Here is a 19,885-nt window from a genome sequence, read left to right as displayed (position 1 = left end):
TTTCCTTCACCACCACTAGTTAAGTTCTTCTGAAAAATCCTTCTTCTTTTTTAGTTTTGCATATAAAAGAGTACCGATGAATGGGAGGATGAGTACAATCACCATTCCAATTGCAAATGCCCCCCAATATTTCGGGATAATAGAGAAGATTCCTGGAATGCCTCCAACACCAACTGAGCTTGCGAGCACCCCTTGAGAGGCGATAAACATACCGGCTAATCCTGAGCTGATCAGTGCAAAAATAAATGGGAATCGATAACGCAGGTTGACCCCAAACATCGCCGGTTCGGTAATTCCTAAATAAGCAGAAATACTTGATGTCAGCGAAAGTCCTTTTTGTTTTTCATCTTTTAAGACAAACATCATTGCAAGTGCAGCTGATCCTTGTGCGATATTGGACAGTGCAAGCATTGGCCATAGGAACGTGCCGTGCAGCTTTGAGTTAATCAATTGAATATCCACAGCGAGGAACGTATGGTGCATTCCTGTAATGACTAATGCTGCATACAGTCCGCCGTATAATAGACCGCCAAGTGCTGCGAATTGCTGGAATACGGCTACAAGTCCAGATGTTAAAACATTACCGATTGCAAAGGTAACAGGTCCAATGACGATAAATGATAAAAATCCAATGACTAATAACGTAATCGGTGCAACAACTAACAGCTGAATACTTTCAGGTGTCCGTTTTGTGATAAATAATTCGAGCTTTGCAAGTAAATAGGAAGCAACGAGTATCGGAAGAACCTGTCCTTGATAGCCTACCTTCTGCACTTCAAGTCCAAACAAGTTCCAAACAGGAATGTCACCGGTCTTCTCAGCCGCTCCATAGCCCCATGCGTTTAACAAGTCCGGGTGTACGAGCATCAGACCAAGGACCATCCCTAAAAGCGGATTCCCCCCAAACCGTTTCACAGCTGACCAGCCAATTAATGCTGGCAGGAAGGTGAAGGCAGTGCCTGCAATTAAGTTGATCATATTCGCTAAATCAGCCCATGCCGGATACACATCCACAATCGATTTTTGATCGAAGAAAATATCAGGAGCTGTTAAAATATTATTAATCCCCATTAATAAACCGGCTGTGACAATGGCAGGAAGAATTGGTATAAAGATATCCGCAAGCGTTTTCACAGCACGCTGCAATGGATTTAATTTTTGATCAGAGGCACGCTTGACGTCTTCTTTTGTGGCTTCCCCAATCCCCGTCCTTTTGACCATTTCGGCATATACTCGATTGACGGCCCCTTGGCCGATAACCACTTGGTATTGACCGTTCGCTGAGAAAGATCCCTTCACTTCATCAATTTGTTCAAGTGCTTTCTCATCCACCTTGTCTTCATCTTTCAGCACAAAGCGCAGCCTTGTTACACAATGTGTCGCTTGATCAATATTTTCTTTGCCGCCGATGGCTTTCACAATCTGATCTGCTGCTGCCTGATAATCAGCCATACTATCCCCTCCGAGATCGTTTTTTTATATAAGAAAAAAGAACCAAAAAACTTGTATATACATGTTACTTTATATTTTATATTTGTATATACATGTAGTCAACAACAAAATGCAGCGCTTACATAAAAAAGCTCCCTCAATGTGCTCAGGGAGAGGCAGCGTGTTATCCTCTTTTTTTATGCTCCGTTAATTTCTCGTAGACCTTGTTTTTGTAAAAGGAGGAGGCTGGGCGGGCAAAAGTTTGGCGCTTAGATGTAAGTTCATCCAGACGTTTTTGTTTTTCTTCACAGATAAGAGACAGTTTCTTTCTTTCTTCTCCATCTATGCTTGATTGAAGTAATTCTTTGACAGTCATGAGTTCTTTTTTCAGCGCTGTTTCTTCCCCAGCAAATCCGGCATTTTTCATGATGCGGTAGCCCATTCTAAGTTCTTCTGGTACATGAGCAGCATCATCTTTTGGCAGAGGTTTCCCAAAGCCAGATAATCCTTCAAAAGCCCCGTTATCCATCGCTTTTTTGATCCGTTCTTCTGATAATCTCTGCGCAAAATCCATAGCGTTTCTCCTTTCGCCGCAAGTATTTGATTAAGCATAGCAAAAAAGCTGGCTCTCTCACAAGAGCCAGCTTCAGCATCTAGACACCCCCTCGCATTCGGTGTCTATCCTGCGCTCAGGTGCTCGTCCCTTCTTCGCTGAAAAGAGAAAAAGGGCTAAAATATTTTAGCCCTTTCTCGTTATTTATTGTCGACTTTGAAGGTTGAGACCATTTGTGCTAAGTCCTCTGACATGTCAGAGAGCTGTTCAATCGCACTTGAAATTTGCTGCATACCAGCACTTTGCTGTTCTGTTGCTGCCGCCACTTCTTGAGAGCTGGCTGCATGTTCTTCTGATACAACAGAAATTTGCTCAATCGATGTAGAAATCGTTTGATATGCTTGCTCAACTTGCTTAATAGAAGCAAGCAAATTGTTCGTTCTCCTTGAAAACTGAGATACACCGTCGTAAATCAAAGCGAAATTTTGTGACGTGCCTTCCATTTGCTCACGTCCTTCTTCCACTGCTTTACTACTTTCCTCTACACTTTCAAGAACGCGCTGACTGTTTTCCTGTGTGCCGATGACAAGGTCTGAAACGGTTTTAGCCGCATCCGCTGATTGCTCAGCTAACTTGCGCACCTCATCTGCCACAACAGCAAACCCTTTTCCTTCTTCTCCAACACGTGCCGCTTCAATTGAAGCATTCAGTGCAAGCAGATTCGTTTGGGCTGAAATGTCCGTAATAATTGAGATAACACTTTCAATCTCCGTTGAATGAGATTGTAATTCTTCTGCTGCCTGCTTTGAGTTGGTCATCTTGTCATGTAGCATATTCAGATGATCAAGCACATGGTTCACTAATTTTTGACCAGATTCTGATTGCGCTTGTACGTCAGATGAAACAGATTTCATTTCGTCAACTTCTTTTGTGACGCCTTCGATTTGAGTATCGATCTCTGCAACGGATGTCGTACAATCCGTGATATTTGCGACAGAATCATTGATTCCTTCACTCATATTTGTCATAGCTTCTGATACTTGCTGCGCACTTTGACTTGATTCGGTCGTCACCGTACGAAGCTGTGAAGACATTTTCGACACTTCACTAGATGAGTTTGAGATTTTCGAAATGAGCTCTTTAATCCGTCCCTGCATCTTTTGGAAGGATGCGGCAAGCTGGCCGATCTCATCTTTACTTTCAACCTCTACCATACCAGTTAAATCACCGTCAGCGATTCGATTCGCTGATTCCATCAAGGAACGTGCTGGTTTTGCAATCTTTCTTCCCATGAAGTATGAGAAGAGTAATCCACCGATAAGCACAATGGCAGATGCCACTGTGATATAGATCATCAACTTCTGCGTTGTTTGAGGCACGACAGACGCATCTAAATCAATGCCTAAAATCCCTGTCAGCTCACCGCCTGAATCCTTAATTGGCAAAAAGACTGATTTATGTGTACCAAATGAATCTTTGTAAATATCACTTTTGACCATTTTATCTTCAGAGAGCGCTTGTTTCATCTCTTCTGAAAAAGCATAATCTTGATCAAAGTCATTTTCTTCACCGGTTAGTATAATAATTCTTTCTTTGCCGCCTTTATTAGATAGCACGTATAAGTTCTCAAGCGTATGATCTTCTTGAAGCTCTGTGAATTTCTTTTTGACCTCCACATAAAGGGGATCATCTTTCCCGCTAATACCAAGGACGTTTCCATCCATATTATCGATCTCTTTCTTCGCTGTATCAATATCTGTTGTTAATCGATAATCAAATTGCTTTAATAACTGGGATGATAAATCCTGGCTCACTAGATAAAAGGTTAGAACGAATAATGCAACGGTTGCGAGTAATGTTACGGTAACGACTGACATGATTTTAGAGGATATCGTGTATCCTCCAAATTTCCTTTGTTTCGCCATTTTTTCCTACATCTCCACTCTCAGATTTGATTTAAGCATGTACATTTTCAAATTGTCCACAAACAGATGCAATCACATCTTTTAAATAAGATACGATATGAGGGATATGCTCTGGTAACGTATAAGGTGAGATGACAAAAAACTTACTAACACTTAGATAGAATTCTTGACCTTCTTTTGAGTTGACAAGTAAAAACTTCGTTGTATCGCCAAAGAACATCTCATCTCTTTTCTCTCCAAGTTTTTCAAACAGCATTTTGTTCAATTCATTGTTTCGCTCAATTTCCATTGAAGTCGCTTCACCAGAAATCTCTTCTTGAAAACGCGGTGAGCCGTCTAGGTAAATTCTAAATAATGTAGCCATTCCGACGTTGTCATCATTCACGACTTCTGCTTGCGGAATTTCTCGACTAAGTGCTTCTCTGAAGGCAAGGTTCACTTCTAAGAATTGACCGAGCAAGCGCTGATAGCCTTCAACCCCAAACGTTAAGAGCACACTCAGCATACTGATCGAGCTTCCCATTCTTGAGCACTCAAGCGTATAACCCGTATGGTATTCACCGTAGCCTCTATGGCCAACATATGGCGTCTCTTGTTCTTCCAGGTCCAAACGCTTTAAGTCAGCAGCGTTTTTCACTAAGAATAAACTGGATGTGTAAGGTGTTTGGCCGAGCTTTTGAAAATCAAAGCACATCGAGTCTGCAAGAGAAAGATGCTGGAATTTCGCTTTGATTTCTTTTAGCATACGAAGAACACCGACTGAGAATTGCAGCGGGTTTTCTGATACATCATACTCATTAAAGAAAGCAAAGAATCCACCCAGCGCCGAATCTGCATGAATATGCGGCACCTTCAGACCATACTTTTCAGCAATCGCTTCTGCTGTTTCACGTACCCCTTTGACATCATCAATTGCAATGGCATCTGTTGTTCCGGTTGTTGCCACAATATAAACGGGAATCCCGCCACCCTGTGCAACACGTTCCATTTGACAACGCAAATCTTCCATATCCATTGAATGATCTTTATTCGTCTTAATTCTGATTAAGTTGTTTGTGCCAAGTCCTGTTGCTTCCATTGACTTAAATAAGCTGTAATGTGCCGCATCAGAACAAAACGCATAAAGATTTTGTGGAACTCCTTTTCGCAGTGACTCCGGCGCAGCTTTTGCGATCGCTAAACGAAGTCCTGAAAAAATCGCTCCTTGACCTCCCCATGTTGTGTATCCCCCGCTCATATTTGGATCATATCCGATGAGCTTAGACATCATTGAGACCACTCTGACCTCAGCTTCCGCACCTGCTGGTCCATAAACATCCCAAAGGTTGTTTCCGTTTACCAGCATAGCTGTCAGCATGCCTAAAATTCCTGGTGTACTTGCCATTGGCAAAATGTTCGTGAAGAAATACTTGGTGTGGTATGGATGGTTATGTAAAAGCTTCAGTAATTCTTCATTCACAAGTTCCGCTTGCTGGCCGTTCATCGGAATTTGACTTGTTTCAGTGAGCTTTTTGTAAAAGTCCTCCCCACGATTCTTTTCACCTTTAAGGTGTGCACGGTTGGGATCTTTCAGGTCATCGACCCCTGAAATGATCTGCTCCATCAATTTGATGAGTTCTTTACGCTCTCCTGCATTTCCGTCCTCACTCGGAAACCAGTTCTGAACGAGGTTCTCTGCTCGTACAGTCATATACTATCAATCCTTTCAATGGAAGATTTCCTGTCACTGTCTATATCGACCCCAATTCAGAAGTTTATAGTCTCGATATGTTCACTTAAGTATATTTAGATAATTTGTTCACTTATTAAAATAAATGAAACCCTTAAAAAACACATGAAAACCATTATGTTCACGAAACACAAAAATATATTGATATATCGTATAGGAGGAATTTTTATCCATCGTCTTATTCCATTACATGGCTCATTTTTTTTGTTTAACCTGCATAAACATTAATAAACAATGGAAATACTCTCTAAATGACCATTGTAGAAATTAAATTAATTCTTTAGACTTGTATCTTTTTACCTGTTTTATTGATATAGCAACTGGAAAATTGCTGAATTTTCTGTCAATAATAGGTCGATTTTCATAAAAAGTTTTTCGACGGGCGAATATTTTCATTTTCTCTCCTTTTATTGCTCGGACAGGCTTGCAAAGGCTCTTCACTGGTTATGACTTTTCTATTTGTGCATTTCGTGGTATATTCTAATGGTTCGTTTTCTTTCGTTCCGCCTCTTCCGTTTAACGGAGAAAAGGAGTGTTTATATGAAAACATTTATTCAAAAAAGAGGTCTCGGCTTCTTTCTGATTGCAGCCACCTTACTATGGCTCAAAACGTATTCAGCGTATTTAATCGAATTTAAACTTGGTATATCAAATGTGCTTCAGCATATTTTGCTTTTCGTGAATCCTATTAGCTCCAGCTTGTTCTTTCTTGGCTTTGCATTATTGTTCAAGAAAAAATGGCAGCCTGCCGCTATCATTGTGATTCACTTTTTCATGTCTTTTTTACTATACGCAAACATCGTGTACTATCGATTCTTCAATGACTTTATCACGCTGCCTACAGTGATGCAGGCAGGAACGAATGGCGGACAATTAGGTGATAGTGCATTTTCACTCATGCGTTGGACTGATGTGTTTTACTTTATTGATACAATCATTTTGATTGTACTTGCAGTCCGCATGAAAAAGCAGCAGCAAACAAGTACAGCCACTGTACCTGTTCAAAAGTCAAAATCGTTTAGACTCGTCCTTGTGTCCTCTGTTGTAATTTTTGTTTTGAACTTAGTTGCTGCAGAAATCGATCGCCCAGAGCTTTTATCTAGATCGTTCGACCGCAATTATTTAGTTAAATATTTAGGTGCTTATAACTTTACTGTGTTTGATGCCATTCAAAATGTGAAATCAAACAGTCAGCGTGCTCTGGCAAATTCAAATGACGTAACAGATGTAGAGAACTATTTAAAAGCGAACAGCGCTGATCCTAACCCCGCTTATTACGGGAAAGCGAAAGGCATGAACGTCATTACAATTTCTCTTGAATCACTGCAAAACTTCGTCATTGATTATAAGGTGAATGGAAAAGAAGTCACGCCATTCCTTAACTCACTAGCTCATGACAATAAAACGTTTTACTTTGATAACTTCTTCCATCAAACAGGACAGGGAAAAACGTCTGATGCTGAATTTATGATGGATACTGGATTATTCCCATTATCACAGGGCTCTGTTTTTATTAACAAAGCGCAAAACACATATCAAGCACTCCCTGGTATTTTGAAGAAGGATCAATATACGTCAGCAGAATTCCATGGCAACACGAAAACCTTCTGGAACCGTAATGAAATGTTTAAGTCCTTTGGATATGACAGATTTTACGATTCTGAGTACTACGATATGAACGAGCAGGATACGAAGAACTATGGACTGAAGGACAAACCGTTCTTCAAAGAATCCATGCCAATCCTTAAAAACATGAAGCAGCCGTTTTATTCGAAATTCATTACATTATCGAACCATTTCCCATTTGGAATGGATGAAGGTGATACTGATTTCGAACCTGGTGACTTCGGAGACTCTGTCGTCGATAACTACTTCCAATCGGCTCATTATTTAGATGAAGCGATTGAACAGTTCTTCAACGATTTGAAAAAGTCAGGTCTCTATGACAACACAGTCGTCATTATGTACGGAGATCATTACGGTATTTCTGAAAACCATAATGATGCGATGGAAAAAGTGACTGGACAAAAAATTGGAGATTATGAAAATGCACAGCTCATGCGTGTGCCACTCTTTATCCATGTACCTGGCGTAAAAGGCGGACAGATTCATAAATACTCTGGTGAAGTCGATGTCGCACCAACCCTTCTGCACCTGCTTGGCGATGATACGAAGAACTATTTAATGTCTGGTTCTGATATCTTATCGAAGAACTTTAAAGAGCTTGTGCCATTTAGAAACGGTGACTTCGTGTCTAAGGACTACACGAAAGTAGGCAATAACTATTACAGCAACAAAACAGGCGAGAAAATCGAGCCAACTGACAAGGCATCACAAGAAAATGAAACGGTGAAAAAGATGCTGGAGACATCTGATAAGATTGTCACCGAAGATTTACTCCGTTTCTACAAACCTAAAGGCTTTACACCGATTGACCGCAACGACTATGACTATACAAAGAAAGTACAGGATGAAAAGGATTCCTCTTCCGCCAAAGATGAATCCAGCTCTTCTTCAAAATAACTTTCTCATGCTAAGAACCAGCCGATCCTTGATCAGCTGGTTCTTTTTACGTTTGATCATGATTGCACCGGGTATAGGAGAAGAAGGAGGGATTTATCATGAAGAAAACAGCAGCTTTTGTCGTGACTGCCTCACTTGCTTCGTCTGCCCTATTCGGTTTCAGCCCTGCTGTCTCAGCACACGCCACGGCCAAACCAGCAGCAGAACAATCCGTTCCTCAAGGTCCAAAAGCCGCGCTTACCAGCATTTATGAGCTGGCACATAAAGGGCAGATGCCTTACTATGCAAAAGGGCTTAAAATAGGCGTTCAAACAAAAAAAGACGTTCATCATAAGCTCGGAAATCCATACCCAGAAACAGGACAAAGCAGCTTTGATCTCTATCACGCTGAAATGGGGAATCCAGGATTTGCTTTTCACTATGATGCAAAAGGCAAGATTGATGAAATCCGTTATTTCGGAACGAATGTAGAAAAAGAAACGAATATTGGTGGAATGACCCCTGCACTACTAAAGAAACAGCTTGGACCAGCGGATTCAGTGAGCACCATTCCGCAGACAAAAGAGAAAAAATATGTGTATCGAACCGGTGATTATGAGCTTGAATTTATCGTTGGACATGATCCTGATATCAGCCAGCATGAACTCACCGTGCTGCATATCAACTTGATAAAAGCCAATTCTTAAATAAAAAAGCATCCTGAGCACATGCTCTGGATGCTTTTCTTTTATTATGATGCCACTTCTAATTGCGGCTTTCTTTTCAATTTTCGTTTGAGGACTGGACCTGCTACATAATCAAGACCAAGTTTTCCGGCGTTTCCTTTCGCTGCCATGATGAAGACTGCGATCAGAAGAAGCAGCGGGTTCACAGAGACAGTTCCAGCTAGTAGGAAAGAGACATTCATCACGCTTCCAAAAAAGGCTGCCGTTGTTGTAAACAATCCAACAATTAATCCTAGGCCTACTAAGATTTCTCCCCACATGACCATGGCACTAAATAATCCGGCATTCGGCAAAGCGACATTTTCTAAAAACCATACATATAACGGATACACAAGATGACCATCTTTGACGACAGGTTCAGATATCGCAAATTGCAAATAGCCTGATGCATCAAATCCACCTGTTAGTTTTCCAATACCAGATGTCAGCCAAGTCCATCCGATATAAAGTCTTGCTGCCAAAAGGATAACGGCTGCCCATACATTCGTTTGTAAGAATTTTGTAAACATGATGATGCCTCCTTTTAAATTATGTGAAATATTTCACATTTTCTTTATGATCTTATTATACTATGCTATATCTAATTTGTGATCTTTTTCACATATATATTCACAAATTGTTCATGAATATCTAGTTGAGGTAAACTTTTCCCTTGCGAAAACCGTCTAAGTCATTTCAGACCGTAAAAAGGGGTTTAATTTTGTATGAAAACACTATTTCATTTTGCTTATTTACAGGCCATCTCATGTCTATTCCCCGTCATGATCTTTGCGGCGCTTGCCCTATCAAAGACGGTGTCTATTCCTTTTCTTCACCGGTATGATTTCATTCTACTGCTTTGCCTCGCGGCTCAGATCCTGATGCTGACGCTGCGGCTGGAGACTTGGGCGGAGCTAAAGGTCATTTGTCTATTTCATCTCATAGGAATCTGTTTAGAAGTGTATAAAGTACATATGGGCTCTTGGTCCTACCCAGAAGAAGCTTATACAAAAATATTTGGGGTTCCACTTTATAGCGGCTTTATGTATGCGAGTGTGGCTAGTTATATTTATCAGGCATTTTCACGACTTCATGTAAAAGTGGCCGACTGGCCTCATCCATTTCTTTCAATTGGCATCAGTTTGTGCATTTATCTCAATTTCTTTACGCATCACTGGCTTTATGATGTCAGATGGTGGCTGACATGTCTGCTTGTTGTTGTGTTTCGGAAAACATCGGTTTCGTTTCAGGTTGGACCATCTTCCTTTCGAATGCCGCTTGTTGTTTCATTTCTCCTGATTGGCTTTTTTATTTGGATTGCCGAAAATGTCACCACCTTTTTAGGCGCATGGCAATATCCAAATCAGCAGCATGCTTGGTCCATTGTTCATCTAGGGAAAATTAGCTCATGGTTCTTACTCGTTGTGATCAGTATTGTGCTAGTGATCGAACAGCGTAAACAAAAAAACGTTCAGCCCATTTGACCTGGCTGAACGTTTTTTTTAATCTCGATCGACTTCCTTACGGAGATCATCTGCGACAAATTCTACATTCGTTCCAATAATAATTTGTACGGATGTTTTTCCAGAAGTCAGCACCCCTTTGGCACCTGCTTTTTTCAATGTACCTTCATTTAATAAATTAGTATCCTCTACTGTTAAGCGAAGACGTGTGGCACAATGATCAATGTTGGTGATATTGTCTTTGCCGCCAAGCCCCTCTACGAGCATACTCGCCCCACCTGCCGTCACCGCATCATCCGTTGCGATATCTTCCATGTCATCATCTTCCCTGCCTGGTGTTTTCAGCTTTAATAGTTTAATGAGGAAATAGAAAACGACAAAGTACACGACGCCATAAATGATTCCTACTACAAGAAGCAAGATCGGTTTTTGCGCAATACCGAAGCTTAAGACGTAATCAATCGCACCTGCTGAAAAGGCAAAGCCGCTATGAATCCCAAGGGTGTTCACAATAAAAAGCGAAAGCCCCGTCAAAATAGCATGGACACCATATAAAAGTGGTGATAAAAACATAAAAGAAAATTCAATTGGTTCAGTGATCCCTGTTATAAATGATGTAAGTGCCATCCCAATCATCAGACCAGCTGTTGCTTTTCGTTTCTCAGGTTTTGCAGTTACAACCATGGCTAGACATGCCGCTGGCAGACCAAACATCATCACTGGGAAGAATCCAGTCATAAAGACACCTGCACTTGGATCTCCTTTAAAGAATCGCGCTAAATCCCCTGTTGCCCCGCTGAATTCACCGAATTGAAACCAAAATAAGTTATTCAAGACATGGTGAAGTCCTAATGGAATGAGCAATCGGTTAAAGAAACCAAACAGCCCTGCACCTGTTGCACCAAGGCTTAAAATCCATTCTCCTAAATCATTGATTACACTTTGAATCGGCGGCCATACATATCCGAAAACGGCTGCTAATAGAATGGTGAAAAGTGCGGTCATAATAGGCACAAGCCGCCTTCCGCTAAAGAAACCTAAGTATTCCGGCAGTTTCGTATCCTTAAATTTATTGTAAACATAACCTGCCAAAAGCCCGCATAAAATACCGCCCAATACCCCCATATTATTGGTTGAGTTAATCGACGTTGTACCGGCTGACAAAATAAAATAAGAGATCGCTCCTGATAATGCCGCTGCCCCGTTCCCATCCTTTGAAATACCAATCGCTACACCCATCGCAAAAATTAAAGCCAAGTTCGCAAAAATTGCATTCCCTGCCGCATGAATAAACGGGATATTGAATACATCCTCCCGCCCAATGGCCAAAATAATCCCTGCTGCTGGAAGTACAGCGATTGGAAGCATAAATGATTTTCCTAGCTTTTGAAAAAACTGAAACACCATCTGATTTCCCCCCCCTTTGTCATCATCATGACCAAAGCATTCATGATGTTCATAAAAAATATATCATATGCACGTCTAGTTATCTATACCAATTTGTCCACATCCATTTGAATTCCGCTCTTTACTCTTTTTGCGTAAAATGTGGTAAGCTATTGAATAGAATGAAGATATAGAAAGCGGGAATGAACAGTGATTGTCAAACATGATCATGAGTTAGAAGCCTTAAAAAAAGTCGGCCGAATTGTCGCTTTGGCAAGAGAAGAAATGAAAAGCCAAGCGAAACCAGGCATGTCTACAAAAGAATTAGATTTGATTGGGAAAAAAATATTAGAAGAGCACGGTGCCAATTCAGCACCTGAAAAGGAATATGACTTCCCTGGTACCACTTGTATCAGCGTGAACGATGAAGTTGCACACGGTATCCCAAGTGAAAAAACCATTTTACAAGAGGGCGACCTCGTGAACATTGATATCTCAGCAGAACTGGACGGCTATTATTCCGATACAGGCATTTCATTCGTTTTAGGTACAGGTGATGCTCGTCTTGAAGCATTATGTAAGTGTGCGGAAGATGCGTTCCTTGAAGGATTAAAGCATGCAAAAGCCGGTAAAAGACAAAACCAAATTGGCCGTGCGGTCTACAATACAGCGAAAGAACAAGGATTTACCGTCATTAAAAACCTAACAGGACACGGCATTGGGAAGAATCTGCATGAAGCACCTAACCATATCTTGAACTACTATGATCCATTCGATAATGCTTTGTTTAAAAATGGCACAGTCATTGCCTTTGAACCTTTCATTTCAACAAATGCTGAATCGATTTATCAGGCTGATGATGGCTGGACATTTAAAACACCAGATAAAAGTCTAGTCGCACAGATTGAACATACGATTGTGATCACTAAAGACGAACCGATTATTTTAACAAAGCTGTAAGCCAGCTATCCCCTCCTTCACTGGAGGGGATTCAGATTGTTGACAAAGGGCTAAAATGATGTTGATTTTAGCCCTTTGTCTTCTTTTCAGCGTGATAGAAAACCTTTGCAGTCTAGGAAGGACGAGCAGCGGAGCAGAGCGAATTTGACATTCGTGAGCACCGGAGCGCAGACCTGACAACGAATGCGAGGGTTTGTCTACACGCTGTATCCCCTTCTTCACTGGAGGGGATTTTTTCATGCCCGTTTCACGAATCTGTCACGACTAAACAAAAAAGCCTGTGGTAAAATAGGCAAAGATATGCGAAAGGGGTCTTATTTGATATGTGGTTCATCATCATAGGTGTTATCTTTTTCATCGAAAGTATTATCTTAACGGTTGTAGGGATTAAGAAAAAACAATCCATGATGACCTATCTTGGTGTTGTCATCATGATTATGACGGTCGGCATGATCCTCGTTACCCTCAACCCGCCAAATTCATAAATCAATATTTCCAGCATATACATGGATCATAGGCAGATAGAATCAGTTTTCATTTCTTGACACCTGCACGCTTTTCACGTCCTTTTTTGAGATGTTACAATGCAGGCAGTTTCAATTGAAAGGAGTTTTCTATCATGCATTATGGTAGCAAAGGCTGGTATGTCGAAGAATTAAAGAAGCTTGGTGTGACTAAGCATGAAGGAAGAAAGCTTCAAAGCTTAAAAACATATTTCCTTGCAAATCTTCTTGAGCAAAAGAAACGCAGCTCATAAACGCTGAAAAGCCGTACATCTTAATGATGTACGGCTTTTTTTAAATGTGCTGAATTCGTTTTTCTAAAGACTTCCTCACCACATCTGCTAAAGCATCTACTTCAAGAACGGCTTTCAGTCTCTCTGGACTTGTTTGACGATATTTGACTTCGTTGACCTCATGGACCGTAATGTGATGGGACGCTTTTTCTACTAGTACTAGCGATGCATCAGGCGGCACCATGCCTTCTTTCAGTACACGTAAATAAAAGCCTGTATACCCTGTTTTTTGCACTTCCTTTACAAGCTTCATGTTGCCATGCTTAAGAGACAATTTCACACAAGGCTGTCTTGGCTGGCTCACCTCAACAAATGCATCTCCAAGCTGAAACACATCGCCAATATGCACATTCGTTTCGACTAGCTGGCGTACTGTTATATTCTCGCCAAAGGCAGCTTCCTGTAATGGCACCCCTAAAAATTGTTCAAAGTGAGCATAATGATCATACGGAAAGACGCAGACGGCTTTATCATAACCCCCATGATGAACCAAATCCCCCTGACCATCTCCTTCAAAATTGACCTGACTTAAATACACAGGCTCATGAATGCGCCTTTTGTTGATGGCTGTTTTGATTTCTTTTCCATTTGCATATGTAATGATAGGTTGTCCCACTTGGATTCCTTCTATGCCGTATCTCTTTTGTCCCACGATGGCCATCTCCTTTGGTTGTCTACTGGCCTTTATTTTACATCGTTTGACAATCAAATCATAGTCGAGGCGTGAAGATCAGATGCAGGCTATGGTACGATGTGAAAAAAGGAGAGATGACCATGATTCATTATCACGCCATTGTAAAAGGACGTGTACAAGGAGTCGGCTTTCGTTATTTTGTTCAGGGAGAAGCCGTCAATCGTGGAATGAAAGGCTGGGTACGCAACACAGATGAAGGTCATGTCGAGTTAAAGGTAGAGGGTGAGCAGCAGAAAGTGATTGATTTCTTAGAGACTGTCCGGAAAGGAAGTCCTTTTTCAAAAGTCACCGACATGCAAATGGAGCCGCTCACCGAGCTTGCTCATTATCAGGATTTTCGAATACGGTCATAAAAAACCTAGCTATATGTAAACATTATTCCTATTCATGATAGTTAGACGGAACTTTCGTATGATATAGTTCAGCCAGAACTTTCTGGTTGAACTTTTTTTATTTAGATTTAATCTATCAGTAGCCAGGCTAGAACGTACGGAGGCGTGGGACATTGATTCCGTCAAGTAAACTGTTCATCACCATCTACTTGTAGAAATATGTTTGAGGCTGGTTGGGACTTAGGCCTCGTAAAAACATCGAATCGGTACGAGTCATGCATAAGATTAATTGGACTGGTTCGATATTGCCTCAAAATAGTCTAGAACTACTTTACGGAATTCCAATGAAGCTTGCGTCATGTATCGACTTGTATGCCATAATAAAGCGATATCACGTACAAGTTCATGATTCTCAACTTGCAAATATTTAATCTTTCCCCATGATATTTTTGCTGTGCTTGGTATGAAGGCAAGTCCAATTTCAGCTTCTACAAGACTGATCAAACGTGTAGGTTCATCGCCCTCATACACATATTTAAGGTCAATTCCAGCCGATTTGCATACAGAGTCTACTAAATCACGAGTGCCGTATCCTCTTTTCATACCGACAAAGCATTCATCCTTAAGTTCTGTTAAACATACGCTAGTTCGGTCTGCCAGTCGATGCCCATTAGGAACTGCTACAAGAATGGGATCAACAAAGACAACTTGACATTCGATGTCTTCCCCTTGAAAAGGAGAGGACGACAAGCAAAAATCGACTTCGCCTCGATGTAAAAGCGTGACCATTTCCAGTGTGGTCAGCATTTGCACATGAAATTGGATATTAGGACGTTTTTTACGAAACTCTCGCATAATCTGAGGCAAAGTGCTTGCTGTGGTTACCGCAAGCTTTAGTGTGCCAGATTCTCCTCTAGACAAATCGCTAATCTCCTGTTTTCCCTGTTCCAACTCAAACAAAGCCCTTTCCGCGCGACGAATGAATTTGTTGCCAAATTCATTTAAACGCAGTTTCCTGCCTGTGCGATCAAATAAAGGCACCCCTAAATCTTCTTCCAGACGCTGAATCGTTTTGCTTAGCGACGATTGCGTAACGTGGAGGCTTCGTGCAGCTTCAGTTACATGCTCTAATCGAGCTACCTCTAGAAAATATTGTAGTTGAAGGAGTTCCATTTCATTTTCTCTCCAATCATTCCTTTTGGTCAATGATATCATAACTTTAAATGCGTTGGAATGAATGTAAAATGCCAAGTAAGATATCAATATAACAAATTTAAAGGGGGAGAAAAAATGAATTCTCGTAGCAGATGGTTAATGATATCCGTTGGACTAGGTATATTATTAAACCCTTTAAATTCATCAATGATTTCTGTTGCTATTGCTAGGTTGCAACATGTGTATAGCATTGATTTTACTGCTGTTTCCTGGATTGTGTTTTCATTTTATATCGCTAGTGCTATCGCCCAACCTGTCATGGGGAAGGCTAGTGATTTATTCGGCAGGAGGAAGATATTTCTGGCTGGTCTTGTTGTATCCTTAGTTTCTTCTATTCTGGCTCCATTTTCTCCAAATTTCGGATGGCTTATTGTGTTCAGAATCGTACAATCCATCGGAACTAGTATGCTGATTGCAGTTGGAACAGCTATAGTACGCATTCATATTACAGAAAAGCAATCAGATGCTTTAGCAGGTTTATCAATTTTCCTATCCGGTGCGGCAGCTATAGGACCTTTTGCCGGAGGAGTACTTATTCAATGGTGGGACTGGCCAGCGATCTTCATCGTCAATACCCCGTTTGTAGTGGCGAGCTTTATATTAGCTTGGAAAATGATTCCTAATGATGGGCCAGCAGCAACGGTTTCACGTGACATGTCGTTTCGAAAATTACTGGGTGTGATTGATGTGCCAGGAATTCTGCTCTTTGCGGTGGGTCTGATTGCCCTTCTAGTTGGCTTGCTGGCAGCGAAATCATCTGGGCATTTCTCTATGGGGAATATCGTTGTTGTGCTAATCGGGCTCGTTGCGGTGGGAATATTCGTACGACATGAGCTAAAAACAGTGTCGCCATTTATTCCTTTACGCACCTTCGCCAAATATCCAGGGATGACTTGGGTCAATATACAATACTTGCTAGTTAACTTCCTTTATTATTCACTCTTTTTTGGGATTCCGTCATACCTGCAAATGGTACGTCATGTCAGTGAATTCCAGACAGGGATTCTTATGTTAACCTTGGGCTTGAGCTCGATTGTAGCTTCGCCAATAGCAGGGAAATGGGTCGGTAAATCAGGACCCAGACCTGCATTGATTGTATCCTCATTACTGATGGTAGTAGGGGCAGTGTGGATCGTGACATGGACGCAAAGTTCACCAGTCATCAGTGTGTGCCTGGCGTTAGCCGCATTCGGTTTTAGCAACGGGCTAAACGCTGTTGGTATGCAGGCAGCTTTGTTTAAAAGCTCTCCAAAAGAAATTGCTGGTGTAGCATCTGGCCTATTTAATACATCAAGATACTTGGGTACAATTTTATCTTCACTGTTGACAGGTATCATTATGGGAGGTGCGTTCACCTTTACAGGATTCCGATTGCTTGGGGTTTTCCTAACGGTCATTGCATTGGTCTTAGTATTTATAAGTCTGCGGCTCAGATATTCTGAGCAATTGGATGAACCGAGTACAAGCAATTCAAACAAAAAATAAAAATTGGAGTTGAATGTTATAACAACTGTTAATATCAAGAATGGTCCTCATGGGATCAAACTTGGCAGGGAATGCAAAAGGATAAACAGCCTCAGGGTGAGAAAGTCATCCAGAAGTGGAATGCGAGAGCGCAAACTTTCGCCCATTGTTGTAGTAAGGAAGAGATCTTTTGTGGTCATCATAAATAAATAAAAAGGGATAGATATCTATCCCTTTTGTTTTAATCAATTTAAATGTTCAACATCATATGAGAGGACACATGTATTATGATAAAAGACATCTTTTTATGGAATTACATATAGCTCTCGCTAGGCTTTTTCTGTCCTGTGATAGGGCTTTTCCTGATAAAAATAGTTTGGTTTCACAATGGTATTGTCGTAATGCTTGTGGAAGATGTGGGTAGCAGCTGGTGATACTGGCGGAATCAGCCATGTCCAGTCCCCGGTCAGCTTGCGTTCAGCCTTTTCTTCCTGCTTTTCAAACTGCTTGAATTGATGTGCTGCTGTATGGTGATCGACAATGGTTACCCCTGCTTCGCGATAAGAATGGAGAACCGCCACGTTCAATTCGACAATGGCTTTATCCTTCCAAAGGGACGCATTCTTGGTTGTGTCCAGTCCTAAAAGAGAAGCGACTTTTTTCAGCATATTGTAGCGGTTTTCATCCGCTAGGTTGCGTGCGCCAATTTCTGTGCCCATGTACCAGCCATTAAACGGTGCAGCATTGTAATGAATACCGCCAATTTCTAATTTCATATCAGCAATAATCGGGACCGCATACCATTTTAGTCCCAAATCACGGAATCCATCATATTCAGGATGGGTGATCTCTACCTCTTGGACGATTTCTTTCGGAAGCTCATATAGAACAGGCGGCTGACCTTTTAGCTGAAACATGAGAGGCAGAATATCAAAATGTGTGCCCTCCCCTTTCCAGCCATGTGCTTCACATAATTTTGTTAATTCAAGAGATGCCTCGTCGCCGACGATGCCGTATTCCGTTTCATAGCCTGCATAACGAACGAGCTGATGATTATAAATGACGACTTCCTTCTGTCTGTTTTTCTCTGGGGGAAAGATCGTAATGGACGGTTTGATTTTCCCGCCATTTGTCGCATACTCAATATGATGAAAGAGCGCCTCCTTCACCTCATCCTCTGTCTTTACATGCCGGCAGTCATGCACTTGCAGGGTCGACCAAAACAAACGGCCAATGCAGCGGTTACTGTTGCGCCATGCCATTTTCGCCCCGTGAGCTAATTCCTCTAGTGTATGCGTATAAATTCCTTCAGACTCAATTTCTTTTTTTATTTCATGCAGACGTGCTGCTTTCTCTTCATTTGACTTGTTTAATTCTTCATAGCATACAGAAATAAAAGCTTCTGCTTCATTCCACAACGCTTCTTGATTACTCAAACATACTCGCCTCACTTTAATACGAATATATCCATTGTAGCGGTTTCTATTGATAAATTCACTCGTTTCAAACCATTTTTTATCAAATCATCCGACCATTGTCCTTAGATCATAGATGAATCAATTCGTTTAAGGGTCTTTTGGAGCCAGCGTACATAGCCTTTTTCCCTTTCGATTGCCCTTGTCAGCACTAAGTAATGCCCAAATTGCGCTGAATGCAGTGATTCAGCAGAAGGGTCTTCCTCTGTCAAAGCGTGCAGCTTTTGTTCCAGCACATCTACTTTCTTGGTGCGCTCTAAAAGTTGATAGGCAAACAGGTCAGCCGCTTCTTTTTTGTCCATGGAGGAGATGAAAAAGGTTTTGAGCATGAATTCATCCTTTGTTGTTTCCGGAATCGGATCTTTTGTTCTTAACCACTGACGCAATTCTTCTTTTCCTGCCGCTGTGATTTGATAGACCTTCTTCTCCAGCTTTTTTCCTTGTATGTGAATATCAAATTCAATAAACCCTTCCTCTGTGAGACGCTTCAGCTCAGGGTAAATCTGACTGTGCTTCGCACTCCAAAACTGTCCAAGGGAATCTTTAAAATGTTTCGTGATATCATATCCCGTCAGCTCATGCTGATCCAGCAAGCCAAGAATGGCATATTTTAGTACTCTCATGATGGGCCTCCAACGCTTATTCTTTGACAATAGTATATCATAGACTTTAAAATAAACATGTAAATCACAACATGTTTGAAAAAACATCATTCTAATGAAAGAAGGAATAAACATGGATCAATTCGTTGGACTTCATATGATTTATACGTATGAAAATGGCTGGGAATATGAGATTTACATTAAAAACGATCACACCATTGATTACCGCATTCATAGCGGAATGGTTGGAGGACGCTGGGTCCGTGATCAAGAAGTAAATATTGTGAAGCTGACAAAAGGCGTATACAAAGTCTCTTGGACAGAACCAACTGGGACAGACGTCTCTCTGAACTTTATGCCTGAAGAAAAACGCATGCATGGCGTCATCTTCTTCCCGAAATGGGTGCATGAACGTCCAGACATCACCGTCTGCTATCAAAATGACTACATCGATCTCATGAAAGAATCTCGTGAAAAATACGAAACCTATCCGAAATATGTTGTCCCAGAATTTGCGGACATTACGTATATCCATCATGCAGGTGTGAATGACGAAACCATTATCGCAGAAGCACCATATGAAGGCATGACAGATGAAATAAGAGCTGGACGAAAATAAAAAAGCGGCACGCC

19 protein-coding genes are annotated in these 19,885 nt (G+C 41.2%); 9 read left to right on the top strand and 10 right to left on the bottom strand.

The annotated features are described in order from the left end of the window. Nucleotides 1-15: 15 nt before the first annotated feature. The 4 genes from treP to NSU11_RS03920 all read right to left on the bottom strand — a co-directional run bounded on the left by treP (nucleotide 16) and on the right by NSU11_RS03920 (nucleotide 5,599). Entirely contained in the window at nucleotides 16-1,452 is a 1,437-nt protein-coding gene (treP, locus tag NSU11_RS03935; protein WP_024425280.1) for a PTS system trehalose-specific EIIBC component, read from the bottom strand. A gap of 163 nt (nucleotides 1,453-1,615) precedes the next feature. After that, nucleotides 1,616-2,005 carry a DUF1992 domain-containing protein gene (locus NSU11_RS03930; RefSeq protein ID WP_024425281.1) on the bottom strand — a complete coding sequence of 130 codons (390 nt, stop codon included), beginning with the start codon at nucleotides 2,003-2,005 and terminating at the stop codon, nucleotides 1,616-1,618. A gap of 179 nt (nucleotides 2,006-2,184) precedes the next feature. Then, entirely contained in the window at nucleotides 2,185-3,909 is a 1,725-nt protein-coding gene (locus NSU11_RS03925; RefSeq protein WP_025092688.1) for a methyl-accepting chemotaxis protein, read from the bottom strand. Nucleotides 3,910-3,940: 31 nt separating this feature from the next. Beyond that, on the bottom strand, nucleotides 3,941-5,599 hold the full coding sequence (locus tag NSU11_RS03920; protein WP_024425283.1) for a pyridoxal-dependent decarboxylase: 1,659 nt from the start codon (nucleotides 5,597-5,599) through the stop codon (nucleotides 3,941-3,943). A gap of 579 nt (nucleotides 5,600-6,178) precedes the next feature. Here NSU11_RS03920 and NSU11_RS03915 point away from each other — a divergent pair. Continuing rightward, nucleotides 6,179-8,161 (top strand): LTA synthase family protein, encoded by a 1,983-nt coding sequence (locus NSU11_RS03915; protein WP_342493799.1) that lies wholly within the window; start codon nucleotides 6,179-6,181, stop codon nucleotides 8,159-8,161. Nucleotides 8,162-8,259: 98 nt separating this feature from the next. Beyond that, nucleotides 8,260-8,847, top strand: coding sequence for a YjgB family protein (locus tag NSU11_RS03910; RefSeq protein WP_342493798.1), 588 nt, complete (start codon nucleotides 8,260-8,262; stop codon nucleotides 8,845-8,847). A 44-nt stretch (nucleotides 8,848-8,891) separates the two neighbouring features. Here NSU11_RS03910 and NSU11_RS03905 read toward each other — a convergent pair whose 3' ends face one another. Beyond that, nucleotides 8,892-9,395, bottom strand: a complete 504-nt coding sequence (locus NSU11_RS03905; protein ID WP_024424614.1) for a DoxX family protein — start codon at nucleotides 9,393-9,395, stop codon at nucleotides 8,892-8,894. Between the two features lie 195 nt (nucleotides 9,396-9,590). Between NSU11_RS03905 and NSU11_RS03900 the strand changes: the two genes are divergently transcribed. After that, nucleotides 9,591-10,349 carry a DUF817 domain-containing protein gene (locus NSU11_RS03900; RefSeq protein ID WP_254968651.1) on the top strand — a complete coding sequence of 253 codons (759 nt, stop codon included), beginning with the start codon at nucleotides 9,591-9,593 and terminating at the stop codon, nucleotides 10,347-10,349. Between the two features lie 18 nt (nucleotides 10,350-10,367). On the opposite strand, the gene nagE is transcribed toward NSU11_RS03900, so the two are convergent. Further along, the gene (gene nagE, locus NSU11_RS03895; RefSeq protein ID WP_042968202.1) at nucleotides 10,368-11,735 is read right to left on the bottom strand and encodes an N-acetylglucosamine-specific PTS transporter subunit IIBC; all 1,368 of its coding nucleotides are present in this window, start codon (nucleotides 11,733-11,735) and stop codon (nucleotides 10,368-10,370) included. 189 nt (nucleotides 11,736-11,924) lie between these two features. On the opposite strand from nagE, the gene map reads away from it, so the two are divergent. From map to NSU11_RS03880, 3 genes are all read left to right on the top strand, one after another. After that, nucleotides 11,925-12,674, top strand: coding sequence for a type I methionyl aminopeptidase (map, locus tag NSU11_RS03890; RefSeq protein WP_024424611.1), 750 nt, complete (start codon nucleotides 11,925-11,927; stop codon nucleotides 12,672-12,674). A gap of 323 nt (nucleotides 12,675-12,997) precedes the next feature. Beyond that, nucleotides 12,998-13,159 (top strand): hypothetical protein, encoded by a 162-nt coding sequence (locus NSU11_RS03885; protein WP_087978305.1) that lies wholly within the window; start codon nucleotides 12,998-13,000, stop codon nucleotides 13,157-13,159. A gap of 134 nt (nucleotides 13,160-13,293) precedes the next feature. Then, entirely contained in the window at nucleotides 13,294-13,431 is a 138-nt protein-coding gene (locus NSU11_RS03880; protein ID WP_064497716.1) for a YflJ family protein, read from the top strand. Nucleotides 13,432-13,471: 40 nt separating this feature from the next. On the opposite strand, the gene NSU11_RS03875 is transcribed toward NSU11_RS03880, so the two are convergent. Beyond that, on the bottom strand, nucleotides 13,472-14,122 hold the full coding sequence (locus NSU11_RS03875) for an MOSC domain-containing protein (RefSeq protein WP_034623126.1): 651 nt from the start codon (nucleotides 14,120-14,122) through the stop codon (nucleotides 13,472-13,474). A 122-nt stretch (nucleotides 14,123-14,244) separates the two neighbouring features. Between NSU11_RS03875 and NSU11_RS03870 the strand changes: the two genes are divergently transcribed. Beyond that, nucleotides 14,245-14,517, top strand: coding sequence for an acylphosphatase (locus NSU11_RS03870; RefSeq protein ID WP_024426625.1), 273 nt, complete (start codon nucleotides 14,245-14,247; stop codon nucleotides 14,515-14,517). Nucleotides 14,518-14,781: 264 nt separating this feature from the next. Here the strand turns inward: NSU11_RS03870 and NSU11_RS03865 are convergent, their stop codons facing one another. Beyond that, nucleotides 14,782-15,669: a LysR family transcriptional regulator gene (locus tag NSU11_RS03865; protein WP_024426626.1), complete on the bottom strand. Its 888-nt coding sequence runs from the start codon at nucleotides 15,667-15,669 to the stop codon at nucleotides 14,782-14,784. Nucleotides 15,670-15,786: 117 nt separating this feature from the next. On the opposite strand from NSU11_RS03865, the gene NSU11_RS03860 reads away from it, so the two are divergent. Further along, entirely contained in the window at nucleotides 15,787-17,196 is a 1,410-nt protein-coding gene (locus NSU11_RS03860; protein WP_197172178.1) for an MFS transporter, read from the top strand. Between the two features lie 308 nt (nucleotides 17,197-17,504). Here the strand turns inward: NSU11_RS03860 and NSU11_RS03855 are convergent, their stop codons facing one another. Beyond that, complete coding sequence (locus NSU11_RS03855; protein ID WP_197172175.1) at nucleotides 17,505-18,611, bottom strand: nitric oxide synthase oxygenase; 1,107 nt, start codon at nucleotides 18,609-18,611, stop codon at nucleotides 17,505-17,507. A 104-nt stretch (nucleotides 18,612-18,715) separates the two neighbouring features. Beyond that, nucleotides 18,716-19,273, bottom strand: a complete 558-nt coding sequence (locus NSU11_RS03850) for a PadR family transcriptional regulator (RefSeq protein ID WP_024426629.1) — start codon at nucleotides 19,271-19,273, stop codon at nucleotides 18,716-18,718. A 112-nt stretch (nucleotides 19,274-19,385) separates the two neighbouring features. On the opposite strand from NSU11_RS03850, the gene NSU11_RS03845 reads away from it, so the two are divergent. Further along, a complete protein-coding gene (locus tag NSU11_RS03845) occupies nucleotides 19,386-19,871 on the top strand; it encodes a phenolic acid decarboxylase (protein WP_008341777.1) in 486 nt (161 codons plus the stop codon). Nucleotides 19,872-19,885: the final 14 nt, after the last annotated feature.

Origin of the sequence: Bacillus sp. FSL R5-0712 (genome assembly GCF_038593285.1) — a bacterium.
Classification (GTDB): Bacteria; Bacillota; Bacilli; order Bacillales; family Bacillaceae; genus Bacillus; species Bacillus safensis.
This window is presented reverse-complemented; position numbering and strand designations above follow the sequence as displayed.

Bases quoted from the DNA above. Each gene is read 5' to 3' on its own strand.
- NSU11_RS03880 (WP_064497716.1), top strand. From the start codon at position 13,294: ATGCATTATGGTAGCAAAGGCTGGTATGTCGAAGAATTAAAGAAGCTT.
- NSU11_RS03920 (WP_024425283.1), bottom strand. From the start codon at position 5,599: ATGACTGTACGAGCAGAGAACCTCGTTCAGAACTGGTTTCCGAGTGAG.
- treP (WP_024425280.1), bottom strand. From the start codon at position 1,452: ATGGCTGATTATCAGGCAGCAGCAGATCAGATTGTGAAAGCCATCGGC.
- NSU11_RS03900 (WP_254968651.1), top strand. From the start codon at position 9,591: ATGAAAACACTATTTCATTTTGCTTATTTACAGGCCATCTCATGTCTA.
- NSU11_RS03905 (WP_024424614.1), bottom strand. From the start codon at position 9,395: ATGTTTACAAAATTCTTACAAACGAATGTATGGGCAGCCGTTATCCTT.
- nagE (WP_042968202.1), bottom strand. From the start codon at position 11,735: ATGGTGTTTCAGTTTTTTCAAAAGCTAGGAAAATCATTTATGCTTCCA.
- NSU11_RS03860 (WP_197172178.1), top strand. From the start codon at position 15,787: ATGAATTCTCGTAGCAGATGGTTAATGATATCCGTTGGACTAGGTATA.
- NSU11_RS03930 (WP_024425281.1), bottom strand. From the start codon at position 2,005: ATGGATTTTGCGCAGAGATTATCAGAAGAACGGATCAAAAAAGCGATG.
- NSU11_RS03845 (WP_008341777.1), top strand. From the start codon at position 19,386: ATGGATCAATTCGTTGGACTTCATATGATTTATACGTATGAAAATGGC.
- NSU11_RS03865 (WP_024426626.1), bottom strand. From the start codon at position 15,669: ATGGAACTCCTTCAACTACAATATTTTCTAGAGGTAGCTCGATTAGAG.
- NSU11_RS03910 (WP_342493798.1), top strand. From the start codon at position 8,260: ATGAAGAAAACAGCAGCTTTTGTCGTGACTGCCTCACTTGCTTCGTCT.
- NSU11_RS03925 (WP_025092688.1), bottom strand. From the start codon at position 3,909: ATGGCGAAACAAAGGAAATTTGGAGGATACACGATATCCTCTAAAATC.
- NSU11_RS03885 (WP_087978305.1), top strand. From the start codon at position 12,998: ATGTGGTTCATCATCATAGGTGTTATCTTTTTCATCGAAAGTATTATC.
- NSU11_RS03850 (WP_024426629.1), bottom strand. From the start codon at position 19,273: ATGAGAGTACTAAAATATGCCATTCTTGGCTTGCTGGATCAGCATGAG.
- NSU11_RS03915 (WP_342493799.1), top strand. From the start codon at position 6,179: ATGAAAACATTTATTCAAAAAAGAGGTCTCGGCTTCTTTCTGATTGCA.
- NSU11_RS03870 (WP_024426625.1), top strand. From the start codon at position 14,245: ATGATTCATTATCACGCCATTGTAAAAGGACGTGTACAAGGAGTCGGC.